This window comes from Edwardsiella piscicida (assembly GCF_021733145.1).
Classification (GTDB): domain Bacteria; phylum Pseudomonadota; class Gammaproteobacteria; order Enterobacterales; family Enterobacteriaceae; genus Edwardsiella; species Edwardsiella piscicida.
The window spans coordinates 670,607-687,617 of the sequence record NZ_CP090968.1 but is presented as its reverse complement, the minus strand read 5'-3'; the positions used below and the strand labels follow the sequence as shown (position 1 = coordinate 687,617).

General features: G+C 64.0%; 12 protein-coding genes and 1 riboswitch. Of the genes, 7 read left to right on the top strand and 5 right to left on the bottom strand.

Annotation, left to right across the window (positions count from 1 at the left end):
* Nucleotide 1: 1 nt before the first annotated feature.
* Both leuC and leuD read left to right on the top strand, forming a co-directional pair.
* Nucleotides 2-1,417: a 3-isopropylmalate dehydratase large subunit gene (gene leuC / locus L1P05_RS03085; RefSeq protein ID WP_012847490.1), complete on the top strand. Its 1,416-nt coding sequence runs from the start codon at nt 2-4 to the stop codon at nt 1,415-1,417.
* Entirely contained in the window at nt 1,410-2,012 is a 603-nt protein-coding gene (gene leuD, locus L1P05_RS03080; RefSeq protein WP_012847489.1) for a 3-isopropylmalate dehydratase small subunit, read from the top strand. Before leuC ends, leuD begins: the two co-directional genes overlap by 8 nt.
* A 39-nt stretch (nt 2,013-2,051) precedes the next feature.
* On the opposite strand, the gene L1P05_RS03075 is transcribed toward leuD, so the two are convergent.
* From L1P05_RS03075 to L1P05_RS03060, 4 genes are all read right to left on the bottom strand, one after another.
* Nucleotides 2,052-4,217 carry a TonB-dependent receptor gene (locus L1P05_RS03075; protein WP_041692484.1) on the bottom strand — a complete coding sequence of 722 codons (2,166 nt, stop codon included), beginning with the start codon at nt 4,215-4,217 and terminating at the stop codon, nt 2,052-2,054.
* Between the two features lie 111 nt (nt 4,218-4,328).
* A complete protein-coding gene (fhuB, locus tag L1P05_RS03070) occupies nt 4,329-6,323 on the bottom strand; it encodes a Fe(3+)-hydroxamate ABC transporter permease FhuB (RefSeq protein WP_012847487.1) in 1,995 nt (664 codons plus the stop codon).
* Nucleotides 6,320-7,243 carry an ABC transporter substrate-binding protein gene (locus tag L1P05_RS03065; RefSeq protein WP_012847486.1) on the bottom strand — a complete coding sequence of 308 codons (924 nt, stop codon included), beginning with the start codon at nt 7,241-7,243 and terminating at the stop codon, nt 6,320-6,322. The genes fhuB and L1P05_RS03065 overlap by 4 nt, the downstream gene beginning before the upstream one ends.
* On the bottom strand, nt 7,243-8,016 hold the full coding sequence (locus L1P05_RS03060; protein WP_012847485.1) for an ABC transporter ATP-binding protein: 774 nt from the start codon (nt 8,014-8,016) through the stop codon (nt 7,243-7,245). The genes L1P05_RS03065 and L1P05_RS03060 overlap by 1 nt, the downstream gene beginning before the upstream one ends.
* Nucleotides 8,017-8,127: 111 nt before the next feature.
* Here L1P05_RS03060 and L1P05_RS03055 point away from each other — a divergent pair, with 111 nt between their 5' ends.
* Nucleotides 8,128-9,957 carry an ABC transporter ATP-binding protein gene (locus tag L1P05_RS03055; RefSeq protein ID WP_012847484.1) on the top strand — a complete coding sequence of 610 codons (1,830 nt, stop codon included), beginning with the start codon at nt 8,128-8,130 and terminating at the stop codon, nt 9,955-9,957.
* A gap of 42 nt (nt 9,958-9,999) precedes the next feature.
* Here the strand turns inward: L1P05_RS03055 and L1P05_RS03050 are convergent, their stop codons facing one another.
* A complete protein-coding gene (locus L1P05_RS03050) occupies nt 10,000-11,472 on the bottom strand; it encodes a DASS family sodium-coupled anion symporter (protein WP_012847483.1) in 1,473 nt (490 codons plus the stop codon).
* 334 nt (nt 11,473-11,806) lie between these two features.
* Between L1P05_RS03050 and sgrR the strand changes: the two genes are divergently transcribed.
* From sgrR to thiQ, 4 genes are all read left to right on the top strand, one after another.
* Nucleotides 11,807-13,486: an HTH-type transcriptional regulator SgrR gene (sgrR, locus tag L1P05_RS03045; RefSeq protein WP_012847482.1), complete on the top strand. Its 1,680-nt coding sequence runs from the start codon at nt 11,807-11,809 to the stop codon at nt 13,484-13,486.
* Nucleotides 13,487-13,527: 41 nt separating this feature from the next.
* A riboswitch (TPP riboswitch) is annotated at nt 13,528-13,627 on the top strand.
* Nucleotides 13,628-13,667: 40 nt separating this feature from the next.
* Nucleotides 13,668-14,663, top strand: a complete 996-nt coding sequence (gene thiB, locus L1P05_RS03040) for a thiamine ABC transporter substrate binding subunit (protein WP_012847481.1) — start codon at nt 13,668-13,670, stop codon at nt 14,661-14,663.
* Nucleotides 14,639-16,246, top strand: a complete 1,608-nt coding sequence (gene thiP / locus L1P05_RS03035) for a thiamine/thiamine pyrophosphate ABC transporter permease ThiP (RefSeq protein WP_012847480.1) — start codon at nt 14,639-14,641, stop codon at nt 16,244-16,246. The genes thiB and thiP overlap by 25 nt, the downstream gene beginning before the upstream one ends.
* A complete protein-coding gene (gene thiQ / locus L1P05_RS03030; protein ID WP_012847479.1) occupies nt 16,243-16,956 on the top strand; it encodes a thiamine ABC transporter ATP-binding protein ThiQ in 714 nt (237 codons plus the stop codon). Before thiP ends, thiQ begins: the two co-directional genes overlap by 4 nt.
* The last annotated feature ends 55 nt before the right edge of the window (nt 16,957-17,011 follow it).

Here is a 17,011-nt window from a genome sequence, read left to right as displayed (position 1 = left end):
CATGGGCAAGACACTGTACCAAAAGCTGTATGACGCCCATATCGTCCATCAGACGCCCGGCGAGACCCCGCTGCTGTATATCGATCGCCACCTGGTGCATGAGGTCACCTCACCGCAGGCCTTCGACGGGCTGCGCGCCCAGGGGCGTCGGGTGCGCCGGCCGGAGCATACCTTTGCCACCATGGATCATAATGTCTCCACCCAGAGCCGCGACATCCGCGCCTGCGGCGAGATGGCCCAAATTCAGATGGAAACCCTGATGGCTAACTGCCGTGAGTTCGGCGTCCAGCTGTACGATCTGCACCATCCTCACCAAGGGATAGTCCACGTCATCGGCCCAGAGCAAGGCATGACCCTGCCGGGAACCACCATCGTCTGCGGCGACTCCCATACCTCCACCCACGGCGCCTTCGGCGCGCTGGCCTTCGGCATCGGCACCTCCGAGGTGGAGCATGTGCTGGCAACCCAGACCCTGAAGCAGGATCGCGCCCGTACGATGCAGATAGCCATCCAGGGGAGATGCGCCGCGGGGATCAGCGCCAAGGACATCGTGCTGGCGGTCATCGGGCACCTCGGCCACGCCGGCGGCACCGGATATGTGGTGGAGTTTTGCGGCCCGGCGGTGCAGGCCCTGTCGATGGAGGGACGCATGACGCTGTGCAATATGGCTATCGAACTGGGCGCCAAGGCCGGCCTTGTCGCACCGGACGACACGACCTTTGCCTACCTTCAGGGGAGGCCGTTTGCCCCGCAGGGCGCACTGTGGCAGCAGGCCGTCGACCATTGGCGCACCCTGCGCTCTGATGCGGATGCGCAGTACGATCGCGTCGTGACCCTGCAGGCCGATGACATTGCCCCCCAGGTCACCTGGGGAACCAATCCCGGCCAGGTCATCGCCATCGATACGCCCATTCCCTCGCCGGCGTCGCTGGCCGACCCCATCGCCCGCGCCTCGGCCCACAAAGCGCTGGCCTATATGGATCTGCAGCCGGGGACGCGCATGAGCGACGTCGCCATCGATCGGGTCTTTATCGGCTCCTGTACCAACTCCCGCATTGAAGATCTGCGGGCCGCCGCCGCCATCGCCCGCGGACGCCGGGTCGCGCCGGGCGTGCAGGCCATGGTGGTCCCCGGCTCTGGGCCCGTCAAGGCGCAGGCCGAGGCCGAAGGGCTGGACAAAATCTTTACCGAGGCCGGTTTTGAATGGCGCCTGCCGGGCTGTTCCATGTGCCTGGCGATGAACAATGACCGCCTGGGCAGCGGTGAACGCTGCGCCTCAACCAGCAACCGCAATTTTGAAGGGCGCCAGGGGCGCGGCGGGCGGACTCATCTGGTCAGCCCGGCCATGGCCGCCGCCGCCGCCGTCTGCGGCCACTTTGCCGATATTCGCCAGCTTCAGGAGCATGACCATGACTGAGTTCACCCGCCATACCGGCATCGTCGTCCCGCTGGACGCCGCCAACGTGGATACCGATGCCATTATTCCCAAGCAGTTTCTGCAGAAGGTGACCCGCAGTGGCTTTGGACGCCACCTGTTTCACGACTGGCGCTTTCTGGACGCGGCGGGGGAGCAGCCCAACCCGGCGTTCGTGCTGAATCAGCCCCCGTTTCAGCAGGGCAGTATTCTGCTGGCGCGGGAAAACTTTGGCTGCGGATCATCGCGCGAGCACGCGCCCTGGGCGCTGACCGACTACGGGTTTCGCGTGGTTATCGCCCCCAGCTTTGCCGATATCTTTTACGGTAATGCGTTTAACAGCCAGCTGCTGCCCATCATCCTCGACGAGGCGCAGATAGCGACGCTGTTTGCCCTGGTCGGCGCATCGCCCGGCATCGCGTTTAACGTGGACGTGGAGCAGCAAACGCTGCAGGCGGGCGACGCGTGCTATACCTTTACGCTGGACCCGTTCCGCCGCCATTGCCTGATCCACGGTCTGGACGGCATCGGCCTGACGCTGCGGCAGGCATCGGCCATCGCCGACTACGAAGCGCGTCGGCCCGCGTTTCTGCGTTAACGACCGCGGCGGCGCGGGTATCACCCGGCCGCCGTTAGGTTAGAAGTCGTAGCTGGCAGAAAGGATGAAGGTGCGCGGGTTGCCCTGCACCAGATAGTTACTGCCCGGATAACCGCCGACGGATGACCAGTAGCGCTTATCGCTCAGGTTCTCTACCCGCGCGCGCAGCGTCACGTCATGACCGTCGAGCTTCAGCGCATAGCGCGCCCCCAGATCGACCCGTACCCACGCCGGAATAGACAGGGTATTGGCGGCATCCGCATACTGAGAGGCGGTATAGACCGCGCGCCCCTCCAGCGCCAGTCCGTCGATAAACGGCGTCTCCCAGCCCAGATTCAGGTTTGCCTGAACGGCCGGCACGCCAATCGCCCGCTTCCCATCCTGACCGCCGAGCGAGCTCTTTTGCTGCCGGGCATCCAGCAGCGTTACCCCCCCTAGCATCGTGACGCGCTCATGGGGTTTACCAAACAGCGTCAGCTCAATCCCGCGGTTACGCTGCTCGCCGTTATCGGTATAGGTGGTACCGTCCAGGCGAAACTCTGGGCGGGTAATCTGGAACAGGCTGACCGATGCCCCCAACGTGCCATTGTCATATTTGGCCCCCGCCTCGATCTGCCGGGCGCGGAACGGCGCAAAGACCTGGCCGGCATTGCTTACCGTTACGCCATTGCTGGTTGCCGGCGCCACCCCGCTGGGCAGCAGCGCCTCGGCGTAGTTGGCGAACAGCGCCACGTCCAGCGATGGCTGATACAGCGCACCGACGAACGGTGTCAGCGCGTTTTTCCCATAGCGACCGCTGAGGGCGCCGCTATCATAGTCATAAGAGCGGGTTTCCAGACGCTGCCAGCGGCCGCCGAGCGTCAGCTTGATCTTATCCTCCAGCAGGCCCAGGGTATCGGCCAGCGCCACGCTGTGGCTGCTGTTACGCTCCGTCTCCCGCGCATCGCTGAGCGACCCACCGAAGAAACTGGCCTCCGGGCGAGCCACCGAACTCATGTCATTCAGCGTCCCGAAGCCGCTGAACGTAGGCGACATGGCCCACCCATTCTTGGAGCGCAGCTGATACGCCGCCGCGGAGAGCACCAGCGTATGGTTGACGCGGCCGGTGGTCAGATCGTGACGTACGCCGACATCGGCAGACAATACGTTATCCTGCCTGACGTTTTCGAACAGGTAGGCCGAGAGCACCCCATCGCCATCGGCCGTGGGATTAGCCAACAGGTTATGCTCTTTACCCTGTCGCGCCCCCGCCCCCAGCCAGACACGGGTGCTGTCATTCAGTAAATACTCACCGCGCACGACGCCAAACAGCTGCTTCTCATCGGTATATGTCCAGTCCTGGGCATAGTTTTTATTGGCCGACGGCGCCGCGGGCAGCGTCGGCCCCCCCGGCGTGACGCTGGGGCGCGGCGCATCGATATGGTGATCCTGATAACCGATATCCGCCGACAGCTGCAGCCGGTCACGGCGGTGGTCGAAACCGACGGAGAGCGCACCGAGGCGCTGTTTCTCGCGAGCAACCGCGCTCTTGCCGTCCCGGCCGACCAGATTAACCCGAATACCGTTGGCCTCATCGTCACCAAAGCGTCGGGCCACATCCAACGCCGCGTAGCCCTGACCATCGCCCTGCACACCGCCGGTGACCCGCGTCAGCGGCGCATGCCCTGCCCGCTTCGGCACCAGATTCACCATCCCCCCGACGGCGCTGCCGCCGGGCGCCGCGCCGTTCAGGAAGGTGTTGGCACCGCGCAGCACTTCAACCCGCTCCAGCATTTCGGCGGCGACAAACTGACGCGGTAAAATTCCGTAGACCCCGTTTAGGGTCATATCATCGGAGTACACCGGAAAACCGCGGATCATATACAGCTCTTGGAAGTTGCCGAATCCCTTGGCCACCCGCACGGTGGAATCGTTTTGCAACACATCGGCCACGCTGGCCGCCTGCTGCTGCTCAATCAGCGCCGAGGTGTAGCTGGTCAGGGTAAAGGGGGCATCCATAAAGTCACTGTTGCCCAGCATGCCCAGCCGCCCGGTGCGCGCGACCTGACCGCCCTCATAGCTGTCGCCCAGCGCGACCTGCGAGCCGCTGACCGTGATCTCATCCGCCGGGCGAGCGCTCTCCTCCGCCATCGCAACAGACGTGCAGCCTACCGAGATTGCGCCAAACAGCCCCACGCCCATGCGGGATAAACGCAGTGATGACATAATTTCCCTTATATAAATAAAACAAAAATAAAAATGATTTTTATAATAATTACGCAAAAACAACCCAAAACGCCGTACGCGCTGCGTGGCTCCGCGCCGCGGATCGTACCGCTACGCGACGCGCTGAAGACGGCGTCGCGTCAGGCGCCCAACGATCAGCAGCAGCAGGAAATAGGCGGCCCCGATGATGGCAACCAGCGTCCCGGCCGCCATCGCACGGGGGTACAGTAAGGCCTGCCCCAGCCAGTCTGCCCACAGCAGCGTCGCAGCCCCCAGCAACGCGGCCAGCCCCATCTGCGCCTTGGCCGTCCGCGCGCCCAGCATCTGTGCCAGGTGCGGCGCCATCAGGCCGACAAAGGCCACCGGGCCAATCGCCGCCGTCGCAATGGCGCACAGCAGCGCCACCAGCACCAACAGCAGCGCCGCGGCCCTCGCGCTGTTCAATCCACGGGCCTGGGAAAAGGCGCGACCGATGGAAAGCAGCGTCAGGGCGCGCGCGACAGACAGCGCCAACAGCAGCAGCAGCGCCGTCAGCGCAGAGAGCAGCAGCGCCTGCGCGGCCGTCACCCGGTAGGTAGAGCCCGCCAGCCACTGCAAAATACGGTAGCTGTCCTGGCTCCCCTGCGCCAGGCAAAACTGCACCAGCGCCTGCAGCAGCGCCGTCATCGCGATACCGGTCAGGATCACGCTGGCCGGGGCGTAACGCTGGCGACGCCCCAGCGCCATCAATGCCGCCAGTACCGCCAGACTGCCCGCCAGGCCGACGCCCCACTGCAACAAGGCCGTTAGCGTCTGGCCACACCACAGCATCGCCAAAACCAGCGTCAGCGTGGCGCCGGAAGAGACGCCCAGCAGATCGGGGCTGGCCAACGGGTTATAAATCAGACGCTGTAACAGAACGCCCGCCAGCGCCAGCGCCACGCCACAGCTCAACGCCGCCAGCGCCCGCGGCCAGCGCAGCGCCCACTGATACGCCTGTGGCCAGGCAAAGGGCCAGCCCGCCGCCTCCGGCTGGTAGGTCAGATAGCCGAGCAACGCCAACGCAAAAAGCGCCGCCAACGCCGCGCTGACCCACCTTGAAACCCGTCCGCGGGCCGATATCAGCGGTGCCCCCAGGCCATCCGGCGCGCTCAGGCGACGCCGGCTGAACAGGATCAGCGCCGGAGCACCGATAGCGGCGGCCACCACGCCGGTCGGCAAGAGCTGCCCCAGCCACAGCGACGCCCCCTGCGCCAGCGCATCGGTCAGCAGTAACAGCAGCGCTCCGCCCAGCAGACTGGCATACAGCTCGCCCCGCGGCGTCCGCACCCCCAGCGCCCGCACGATGTTGGGCGTCAGCAGGCCGATAAAACCGATCAGCCCGACGGCCGTCACCGCCGCAGAGACCAGCCAGATGGTCAACAGCATCAACGCAAAAAAGAGCGGAACCACCGCCACGCCGCGCGCCTGCGCCCCCTGGTGCCCCAGGCGCAGCAGCTGTAGCACCCGCGGGGCGAACAGTAGCAACAGGAGAGCCGGCGCCAAACGGGGTAATAACCAGCGCACCCACCCCCAGTCGCTTTGCGCCAATTCGCCGCTGCCCCAGAGGAAAATGTTCTGCGCATAGGGGTGCTGTAGCAGCAGCACCGCCGACGCCAGCGCACCGAGCAAAATGTTAATCACCATGCCGGCGATGACCATCGGCAGGCCGGTCATGTTGTCCAGTCCAACGATCAGCACAATCAGGGCAAAGGCCAGCAAAGCCCCCCCCATCGCAGCAAGGGCCCCCCACTGCGCCTGCTGCGCAGGCCAGAATGCCGCCAACAGGACCAATGCCAGCCATGCTCCCGACGAGGTGCCCATCGTCAGCGGCGACATCAGCTCATTCTGGGTCAGCTGCTGCATCACGCTGCCGGCCAGACCCAGCGTAGCCCCCACCAACAGCGTGATCGCCAGACGCGGTAGCTGCGAATACAGCCACAGAATGTCGTCAAGGCTCTGCGCCTGCTGCGGGGCCAGCAGAAGCTGCCATTGCTGTAGCAGCGTCAGCGGCTGCGCCCACTGCAGCGATGCCACGGCCAGCGCCAGCAGCAGCAGCGGCGCCGCCAGCCTTACTCCGCCGCTCATTTCTGCGCCGCCAGCGCCATCAGGCTTTCCGCCATCGCCTCTGCGGCATACTGTAATGACATCGCGCCGCCATAGCTCCAGACCGGACGGACGGCGCTCACCCGCTGCCCGCGAACAAACGGCATCGCCTGCCATAGTCGCGTCGCGTCCAGGCGCGCAGCGTCATGAAAAGGCAGAAAGTAAAGCACGTAGCCTTGACCGACCCGCTGTAGCCCAGCGATCGGCTGCTGGACAATCCCCCAGCGCGCCGGCGGCGGCGCCAGAGCGGGCGTGATCCCCAGCTGGCGCAGGACATAGACCGGCATAGCGTTGGAGGTGTACAGGTAGGTTGAGGTCGTGCTGGCAAAGCGCATCACCGTGACGGCGGGGAGCTGGCCATGAAACGCCTCGCGCAGCGCCCGTGATAAATGCTGAAAGCGAGCCTGCATCGCGGCCAGCTTCTGTTCCGCAATCGCCTCACGACCAAACACCTGCGCCAGCTGGCGGAACTGCATTATCGCCACCGCGGCGTGATCGTCCGCGGCGGAAAAATTGGTGTAGTACAGCACCGGTGCAATCTGCGTCAGGCGCGGCAGCAGCGCCTGCTGCATTTCGCTCGCGAGGATCACATCGGGTTTCAGCGCCGCGATGCGCTCCAGATTCGGCTCTTCTCGGCTGCCGACGCTCTGCGTCTGCGCCGGGATCAGCGGCTGTGCCACCCATTCGCGGTAGCTGTCCAGATCGGTGGCGGCCAGCGGCGTCACCCCCAGCTCGATGGTCTGCTCCAGCAGATCCCAGTCCAGCACCACGGCCCGCGTCGGCACGGCCGGTAGCTGATGAGTACCGCGGCTGTCGCTGACCGTCAGCGCTTGCGCGCTGAACGAGAACAGGGAGATCAGCAGCGCCAATGGCGCAAAAAATCTAAAAATAAAATTAAACATCAAGCACATATGATAGCAACTTTATGAGGCGGCGCCCCGGGGGTAGGATGCGGGTGATCCGTCAGGCGGATCGGGGTTTGGTACAGATCGGACAGTCGCTGCTCGTCGGCCAACGCCGCCGCCGAGCCAGCAAAGGCCACGCGCCCCTGCTTCAGGGCGATCACGTGATCGGCATAGCGCAGCGCCAGATTCAGGTCGTGCAGAATGACCAAGACGCCGCGCGGCAGCGCCGATAGCAGCGCCATGAGTTGGTACTGGTGCTGGATATCCAGCGCCGAGGTCGGCTCATCGAGGATCAGCAACGGGGAGGCCTGCGCCAACAGCATGGCGACCCACGCCCGCTGGCGTTCCCCGCCGGACAGCGTATCCACCAGCGTATCGGCAAAGGGGGCCACCCCAGTCTCAGCCATCGCCGCGTCAATGAGCTGCCGATCTTCCCGGCGCCAGCGTCCCAGCATGCCACGCCAGGGAAAGCGGCCCAGGCGCACCAGCTCTCTCACGGTCAGCCCGGCGCTGGCGGGCAGCTTCTGCGGTAAAAATGCCACCCGCCGCGCCAGTGCGCCGGCGGAGAGGGATGACAGCGCCTGCCCATCCAGAGCGATCTGGCCGCCGTCGGGGCGCAGCTGACCGGCCAGCAGGCTGACCAGCGTCGATTTACCGGACCCGTTATGTCCCAGAATCACCGTCAGACGATCCGTTGGGATCGTCAAATGTTCGATAGCCAGGACCTCGCGTCCCCCGCGCACAACCTCTAGGTTGGTTAGCGAAAACATGGCATTCCCTTGTGATGAATTGATACCAATTGATAACCATTTTTATTATCATTTGCATTCTATATTCACCTTTTCCACTTGGCAACTCTGCGTGCCATCCAGGGTTTATCCATGTTTCATTGGTTCGAACGACTGACGGAGCCGTTTCCGTCACCGGATCCCCAAAAGCCGCCGGCGACGCTGTTCGGCTTCTGTCGCCACTACACCCGCGGTTTTGAACGTCCGCTCGGCGCCATGGCGCTGCTCAGCGCGGCCGTCGCCGTCTGCGAAGTCATGCTGTTACGCTACCTGGGCGAGCTGGTCGACCTGCTTAGTCACGCCGAACGCGCCACGTTCTGGACCGATCAACGCCCCAGCCTGATCGGCATGGCGATTCTGGTGCTGGCGGTCATGCCCTTACTGGCCTGGCTGCATTCGAACCTGCTGCACCAAAGTATTCTGGGAAACTACCCCATGGCCGTCCGTTGGCAGGTACACCGCTATCTCCTCGGCCAGAGCATCGCATTTTTTCAGCGTGATTTCGCCGGGCGAGTGGCGACAAAAGTGATGCAAAGCGCCCAATCGGTGCGCGAAGTGGTCATGAAAATGGTCGACCTGCTGATCTATATTCTGGTGTATCTGATCTCGGTGCTGGTCATGATCGCCAGCGTCGATACGCTGCTGCTGATCCCCTTACTGCTGTGGCTGGCGACCTATATCCTGATTCAGATCCGTCTCCTGCCGCGTCTGCGGCGTATCGCCAGCGAGCAGGCCAACGCGCAGTCCGTGATGAGCGGCACTATCGTGGACACCTATACCCACATCACCACCGTCAAACTGTTTTCCCATGACCAGCGCGAAAGCGACTATGCCCGACACGCCATGCAGCGCTATCTGGCCACGGTATACCGTCAGATGCGTACCCTGACCGGGCTGCTGTTCAGCGTGGATATCATCAACTATCTGCTGCTGTTCTCCCTGGCGGCGCTGTCTATCGCCCTGTGGCAGCAGCAGGCGGTCAGCGTCGGCGTCATCGCCGTCGGCATCAGTCTTGCCCTGCGTCTACAGGGCATGTCCAAGTGGATTATGTGGGAGGTGCGCGCGCTGTTTGAAAGCATCGGGCAGGTCATCGACAGCATCCATACCGTCGCCAACGACATCGACGTCGCCGATAAACCGGGGGCTGTACCGCTGCGCCTGACGCGCGGCGAGATTCGTTTTAACGCCGTCGGCTTTGGTTACCCCGGCGGACGGACGCTGTTCGATAGGCTGGATCTGCACATCCGCCCCGGTGAAAAGGTCGCCATTGTCGGCCGCTCCGGAGCCGGAAAGTCCAGTTTGATGCATCTGCTGTTGCGCTTTTATGACCTGCAATCGGGCAGCATTACCCTTGATGCCCAGAACATCGCAGAGGTTACGCAGACCTCTTTGCGCCGACAGATAGGCATGATCACCCAGGATACCGCCCTGCTGCACCGCTCAATCCGCGAAAACCTGCTGTATGGCAATCCGCAGGCCAGCGAGGCGGAGATGATCGCGGCCTGCCGGCGGGCGGAGGCGCATGACTTTATTTGCCAACTGGCTGACGATACGGGCCAGCGCGGTTATGACACCCAGGTCGGCGAGCGCGGGGTCAAGCTGTCCGGTGGACAGCGCCAGCGTATCGCCATCGCCCGGGTCTTGCTCAAGGATGCGCCCATTCTCATCATGGACGAGGCGACCTCCGCGCTCGACTCCGAAGCCGAGGCCGCCATTCAGGACAATCTGGCGCAGATGATGGCCGGAAAAACGGTGATCGCCATCGCGCACCGCCTCTCGACTATCGCCGCCATGGATCGCCTTATCGTCATGGACCACGGGCGGATAGTCGCTCAGGGCAGCCATCGGGAGCTGCTGCGGCAAAACGGCATCTATGCCCGGCTGTGGGCTCACCAGACCGGCGGTTTTATCGGCAGCGACTAGTATGGCAACGCCGCCCGTCGCAGACCGGCGACGGCCACCGCATCACCAATAGCCCAGCCAGTGCCACCACAGGCTGCCGACGCTGAGCCACAGCGCCAGGTTCACGGCGCTGAGGATAAACCCGGTCTTCCACCACTCCCCGAGCGTGACATAGCCGGAGCCAAAGATAATCGGCGCGGTGCCGGTGCCGTAGTGGGTCAGCGACATCATCAGCGAGGAGGAGAAGGCCAGCACCAGCGCAAACAGCGCCGGCGGCACGCCCAGCGCGAGGCCGGCGGCAAAGAAGGCGGCAAACATGGCGGTGATGTGTGCCGTGGTGCTGGCAAAGAAGTAGTGCGCGTAGACATACACCAGCGTCAGCAGCAGCATACCGCCGACCCAGTGCATCCCCATGCCATCGATCAGCGCGCTAACGCTCTGGGAAAGCCAGGCTATCAGCCCCAGCTTGCCGAGGAAGGTCGCCATCATCACCAGCGCGGCGAACCACATCACCGTATCCCACGCCCCTTTGCACTTCAGCAGGTCATCCCAGCTGAGCACCCCGCTGCACAGCAGAATAGCCAGGCCGATAAAGGCCGCCGTGGTGGCATTGACCGACCAGCCATCGCCCAATAGCCAGGCCGGAATATCCGCCCACAGCACTAACAACAGCAGGAATACCGCCAGCGTGATCTTCTCTGCCAGAGAAATCGGCCCCAGCGCCCGTAGGCGTTCGCGGGCAAAGCGCGGGGCATCCGGGGTATGGCGGATCTGCGGCGGATAAAGCCAGTAGACCACCAGCGGCATCAACAGCAGTGAGAGTAGCGCTGGCAACAGCGCTGCCAGCGCCCAGGCACCCCAGGTCAGCTCAAACTCATGGCCGGTGCCTTTCGCGATAAGGTTGACAATCAATGGGTTGGGTGCCGTTGCCGTGATGAACATCGCCGAGGTGATCGGGTTGATGTTGTAGTTGACCAGCGACAAATAGCGGCCGATTTTCTCCGTTGATCCCGGCTGCGGATGCGAGCCAAAACTATCGGCGATCGAGCGCATGATCGGGTGAATGATCCCGCCGCCGCGGGCGGTGTTGCTCGGCGTCACCGGCGCCAGCGAGGTCTCTGCCAGCGCCAGGCCATAGGCGATCCCCAGCGTGCGTTTGCCGCACAGCGCGATAAACCAGTAGCCGATCCGCTCCCCCAGCCCGGTTTTGTTCAGGCTTTGCGAGACCATGATTGAAATGCCGATAAGCCAGATCAGGGCGTTGGAAAAGCCGCTCAGGGCGTCGTTCAGCGCCGCCGCCGGTTTTCCGGGTGCGGTCACCCCGGTCAGGGCCACCAGCGCAATCGCCACCACCGAAACCGCGCCGATGGGTAGCGCTTTACCGATAATGGCGGCAATGGTGCCCACGAACAGCGCCAGAAGCTGCCAGGCATTGGCGCTCACGCCGGCCGGCGCCGGGATAATAAACCAGAGGGTCAGGGTAATCGCCAGCGCAATCAGGGCGGGCAGGGGCTTTAACGGCGTCAGTTTATCCATAGGGTGCCATCCTTTTCTTCTCTTACTCTGTGGGAATCCGCCCACGCCGCGTCGGCCCGGCGCAGGTCGCGCGCGCTGCGCGAACGCCGACGCCGTAGCCGAAGCACCGCGCTGGCGCTATCACATCAACGCCGCCACAGAGTACCCTGTTTTCCCACCGCAACCGACTGAAAACAGAAAAAAGCCAGCGATCGACGATCGCTGGCCGGTGAAAAGCACCTTTACTCAGAAACACTCTTCGATGTCGGAGAGATACCCTCTTTCATCTGCCGACAGTATCTGCGTAATATAGGGAAAGAAAAATAGATGCCTTTCAGACAAGAGATCCCCATTTATGGCTACCCCGCGCCTGCAGCATCAATTTATTCGCCTGTGGCAGCACTGTCAGGGCAACGGCTGTGATACCACGCTGGCCGAGTTGGCCGCGGCGCTAAACTGCTCACGTCGCCACGTTCGTACCCTGCTCAACGCCATGCAGCAGCAAGGCTGGCTGAGCTGGCAGGCCGTCAGCGGACGTGGAAAACGTTCGCGCCTCGCCTTTCTCTGTAGCGCCCTTGAGGTGCAGCAGCTGCGCGCCGAAGAGCTGATGGAGCAGGATCACTTTGAGCAGCTGGTGCAGCTGGTCGGCGATCGCGACAGCGCGCGCCAGATGCTGCTGGCGCAGCTGGGGCGTAGCTTCCGCCAGGGGCGCCATATCCTGCGAATCCTCTATTACCGCCCGCTGCTCGGGCTACAGCCCGCCTCGCCGCTACGCCGCTCGGAGACCCATCTGGCCCGACAGATCTTCAGCGGCCTCACCCGCATAAATGAGGAAAACGGGGAACTGGAATCGGATCTGGCCCACCACTGGCAGCCGCTGACCCCGCTGCACTGGCGTTTCTATCTGCGCCCGGCGATCCACTTTCACCACGGGCGCGAGCTGACGATGACCGACGTGATCGCCTCGCTGGAGCGCCTGCGCACGCTGCCGCTGTTCCGCCATATCGCGCAGGTCGCCTCCCCCACCCCGCACGTCATCGATATCCATCTGCTGGCGGAGGATGCCTGGCTCCCCTGGCTGCTCGGCAGCGTCCCGGCCATGATCCTGCCGCAGGAGTGGCAGGAGATGCGCGACTTTGCCCGTCTCCCCGTCGGCACCGGCCCCTATCAGGTCGTTCGCAATACGCAAAGCCAGCTGAAGATCCGCGCCTTTGACGGCTACTTTGGCTACCGGGCGCTGATCGATGAGGTCAATATCTGGGTACTGCCGGAAATCTCCGAGGCGCTGGTTCACGCCGGCGTGCAGCTGCAGGCCGACGGCAGCGGCGGTGACGAGCTGGAGAGTCGCCTGGAGGAGGGCTGCTATTTTATGCTGTTCGACCAGCGCAGCGCACAGATGCACGATCCGGCGGTGCGCGCCTGGCTGTGTCAGACGATCAATCCCATCGCCCTATTGAACAACGCCAGCCACCTGCACCAGCGCTACTGGTCTCCCGCCTACGGCCTGCTGCCGCGCTGGCACCACAATAAGATGCTCAGCGATCGCCCTAAGCCCCCGCAGCTGACTCACCTGCGAATCACCTTCTACAGCGAGCATTCGGAGTTCCACGCCCTCTATCAGGCGCTACAGCCGCTGCTGGCGACGCACGGCGTCACGCTGGAAATGCAGGAGATCGACTATACCCGCTGGCACGACGGCGCCGCCGAGAGCGATCTGTGGCTGGGCAGCGCCAACTTTTATCTACCGCTGGAGTTCTCCATTTTTGCCATGCTGTACGAACTGCCGCTGCTGAGCCATTGCACCGGGCTGGATCTGGCCAGCGAGGCCTGCCGCTGGCGTGAGCAGCGTCTGCCGGTGGCGGAGTGGAGTCAGCAGCTAGTGCAGCGACATCAGCTGCATCCGCTGTTTCACCACTGGCTCAAGCTGCACGGCCAGCACAGCATGCGCGGGGTGCGCATGAATACGCTGGGCTGGTTTGACTTCAAGTCGGCCTGGTTTGCCCCGCCGGAGCATCCTCCGGCCGCCTCCCGTTAACAAACGTCTTTCTAATCACGCACGCGCTCTTTACAATAAGCGCCGTCTCAACGGGGTGCCCGGCGGATCGTCGGGCTGAGAGCATACCCGTCGAACCTGATCCGGTTAATACCGGCGGAGGGATTTGAGAGAGCCCGCTGCTGCTCAAAGACCTTTGCCACCGCCACCAAGGGAGTGCAAAGTGTTAAAAAAACTGTTTTCGACTCTGGCCCTACTGACGGCCTCGCTGCTGGCGCAGGCGGCCGACAAGCCCGTTCTGACCGTCTACACCTATGACTCTTTCGCCGCCGACTGGGGACCCGGGCCCAAGATCAAGCAGGCCTTCGAACAATCCTGCCACTGTGAGCTCAAGCTGGTCCCGCTGGAGGACGGCGTCGCCATCCTTAACCGCCTGCGGATGGAGGGGAAAAACAGCCCGGCCGACGTCGTGCTGGGGCTGGATAACAACCTGCTGACCGCCGCCCGGCACAGCGGGCTATTCAGCCCCAGCCAGACGGACACCCGCGGACTGCAGATCCCCGGCGGCTGGCACGACGCCAACTTTGTCCCCTATGACTACGGTTATTTCGCCTTTGTCTATGACCGCCAGCGAGTTAACAATCCGCCGACCAGCCTGAAACAGCTGGTTGAGGGCCCGGAAAAGTGGCGCGTCATCTATCAGGACCCGCGCACCAGCACCCCGGGGCTTGGCCTGCTGCTATGGATGCAGAAGGTCTACGGGGATCAGGCGCCAGCCGCCTGGCAGAAGCTGGCGCAAAAGACCGTCACCGTCACCAAAGGGTGGAGCGAAGCCTATGGCCTGTTCCTCAAAGGCGAAGCGGACATGGTCCTCAGCTATACCACCTCGCCGGCCTACCACCAGATCGAAGAGCACAGCGATCGCTATGCCGCGGCGATGTTTGACGAAGGCCACTACTTGCAGGTCGAGGTCGCCGGCGTACTGAAGCACAGCCCCCAGCCGGCGCTGGCGCACCAGTTTATGCAGTTCATTACCACCCCGGCGTTCCAAAATGCCATCCCGACCGGCAACTGGATGTATCCGACGACAGCGGTGGCGCTACCGCCGGCCTTCGCCGCCCTGCCCAAGCCGCAGAAGACGCTCAGCTTTACCGCCGACGACGTCGCACAGCACCGAGCTGAGTGGATCCGCGCATGGCAAAGCGCCCTGAGCCGCTGATCCCCCGCTGGCTATGGCCGGGCGCGCTGGCCGCCTCGCTGCTGCTGGGGATCGCCCTGCTGGCGTTCGGCGCGCTGTGGTATAGCGCCCCCGCCGCCGCGCCAGCAGCGCTGTGGCGGGATGGCTATCTGTGGCATGTCGTTCGCTTCAGCTTCTGGCAGGCGCTGCTCTCGACGCTGCTGTCGCTGCTGCCGGCCATCGCGCTGGCCATCGCGCTGTTCCGCCGCCGCTTTCCCGGGCGGACGCTACTGCTGCGCCTGTGCGCCATGACCCTGGTGCTGCCGGTGCTGGTGGCCGTCTTCGGGCTGCTGAGCGTGTATGGTCGCCAGGGATGGCTGGCGCTACTGTGCCAGACGCTGGGCATTGACTACCGCTTCAGCCCCTACGGGCTGCAGGGGATCCTGCTGGCCCATGTGTTCTTCAACCTGCCGCTGGCCACCCGCCTGCTGCTGCAGGCGCTGGAGTCTATCCCGGTTGAACAGCGTCAGCTCGCCGCCCAGCTGGGCATGTCGCCCCGCCAGATCCTGCGCTTCGTCGAATGGCCTTACCTGCGCCGCCAGCTGCCGCCCGCCGGGGCGCTGATCTTCATGCTGTGCTTCTCCAGCTTTGCCACGGTGCTCTCGCTGGGCAGCGGGCCCCAGGCCACCACCATCGAGCTGGCCATCTATCAGGCGCTCAGCTACGACTATGACCCGGCGCGCGCCGCTCAGCTAGCCCTGCTACAGCTGGGATGCTGCCTCGGCCTGGTGCTGCTCAGCCAGCGGCTTTCCGGCATCCTGCCGGTCGGACACACCCGGCGTATGCGGTGGCGCGATACGCGCGACTCGCTGCGGCTAAAGCTCAGCGATACGCTGACAATAGGCCTCGCCCTACTGCTGCTGCTGCCGCCGCTGCTGGCGGTGATCGTCGATGGACTCAACCAGGCGCTCGGCAGCGTCCTGCGGCAGCCGGCCCTGTGGCAGGCTCTGGGAACCTCGCTGTATATCGCGCTGGGCGCCGGCGCGCTGGCGGTCACGCTGACCATGATGCTGCTGTGGAGCAGCCGCGAGCTGAGCCTGCGCGGCCAGCGCTGGCGTGCGCAGGGAATGGAGCTGTGCGGCATGCTGATCCTGGCCATGCCGGGAATCGTGCTGGCGACCGGTTTTTTCCTGCTGCTCAACGCCACGATCGGCCTGCCCACATCGCCAGGGCTATTAGTGATGGTGACCAACGCGCTGATGGCGATCCCCTACGCGATGAAGGTACTCGAATACCCCATGCGCGATCTGGCCGAACGCTATGATCCGCTGTGTCTGTCGCTGCGCATCGGCGGTCTCAATCGCCTGCGCTGGATTGAGCTGCGCGCGCTGCGTCGCCCGCTGGCGCAGGCGCTGGCCTTTGCCTGCGTCCTCTCGCTGGGTGATTTTGGCGTCGTCGCCCTGTTTGGTAGCGAACAGTTCCGCACCCTACCCTTTTACCTTTATCAACAGCTCGGCGCCTATCGCAGCGCCGACGGCGCAGTCACCGCCCTGCTGCTGCTGCTGTTTTGTCTGACCCTCTTCAGCCTGCTGGAGCGTCTGCCCGCCGGGAGAAAATCGCCATGATCCGCCTGGATAATCTGCTCTACCGCTATCAGCAACAGACCCTGAGCTTTAGCCTGCACGCCGCCGCCGGCGAGCGCATCGCCATCCTGGGGCCAAGCGGCGCAGGGAAAAGTACCCTATTGAGCCTCATCGCTGGATTTTTGGCGCCGAGCAGCGGCGATCTGTACCTCAACAGCATCGATTGCCGCTGCGCACCCCCGTCTCAGCGCCCGGTATCGATGCTGTTCCAGGAGCATAACCTGTTCGCCCACTTGACCATCGCCCAAAATCTGGGGCTGGGGCTGGATCCCGGACTGCGGCTTGACGACGACCAGCGCCGTCGGCTCGCGGATATCGCCGAACTGGTCGGTATTCACGACTACCTGCCGCGGCTCCCCGGCCAGCTCTCCGGCGGCCAACGTCAGCGGGCCGCGCTGGCGCGCTGCCTGCTGCGCCGTCAGCCGATTTTGCTGCTGGATGAGCCCTTCTCTGCCCTGGATCCCGCCCTGCGGGCCGAAATGCTCACGCTGCTGGATGATGTCTGCCGTCAGCGACAGCTGACCCTGCTGATGGTATCGCACAACCTGGACGATGCGGCGCGCATCGCACCGCGTACCCTGGTGATTGACGATGGCCATATCGCATACGACGGCCCCACCGCCGCCCTACTGACCGGGTCGGTCGCGGCGGCGCGTCTGCTGGGACGCAAGGTGCCAGAGCAGGCCGAATAGCTCGCCCGGCGTTGGACAGCGAACGCCATCCCCTGCACAATAACCCGACGGTGTG

Excerpts from the sequence above, each read along its gene's own strand:
- fhuB (WP_012847487.1), bottom strand. The coding sequence starts at position 6,323 with ATGAGCGGCGGAGTAAGGCTGGCGGCGCCGCTGCTGCTGCTGGCGCTG.
- leuC (WP_012847490.1), top strand. The coding sequence starts at position 2 with ATGGGCAAGACACTGTACCAAAAGCTGTATGACGCCCATATCGTCCAT.
- sgrR (WP_012847482.1), top strand. The coding sequence starts at position 11,807 with ATGGCTACCCCGCGCCTGCAGCATCAATTTATTCGCCTGTGGCAGCAC.
- L1P05_RS03055 (WP_012847484.1), top strand. The coding sequence starts at position 8,128 with ATGTTTCATTGGTTCGAACGACTGACGGAGCCGTTTCCGTCACCGGAT.
- leuD (WP_012847489.1), top strand. The coding sequence starts at position 1,410 with ATGACTGAGTTCACCCGCCATACCGGCATCGTCGTCCCGCTGGACGCC.
- thiQ (WP_012847479.1), top strand. The coding sequence starts at position 16,243 with ATGATCCGCCTGGATAATCTGCTCTACCGCTATCAGCAACAGACCCTG.
- thiP (WP_012847480.1), top strand. The coding sequence starts at position 14,639 with ATGGCAAAGCGCCCTGAGCCGCTGATCCCCCGCTGGCTATGGCCGGGC.
- L1P05_RS03060 (WP_012847485.1), bottom strand. The coding sequence starts at position 8,016 with ATGTTTTCGCTAACCAACCTAGAGGTTGTGCGCGGGGGACGCGAGGTC.
- L1P05_RS03075 (WP_041692484.1), bottom strand. The coding sequence starts at position 4,217 with ATGTCATCACTGCGTTTATCCCGCATGGGCGTGGGGCTGTTTGGCGCA.
- L1P05_RS03065 (WP_012847486.1), bottom strand. The coding sequence starts at position 7,243 with ATGTTTAATTTTATTTTTAGATTTTTTGCGCCATTGGCGCTGCTGATC.
- L1P05_RS03050 (WP_012847483.1), bottom strand. The coding sequence starts at position 11,472 with ATGGATAAACTGACGCCGTTAAAGCCCCTGCCCGCCCTGATTGCGCTG.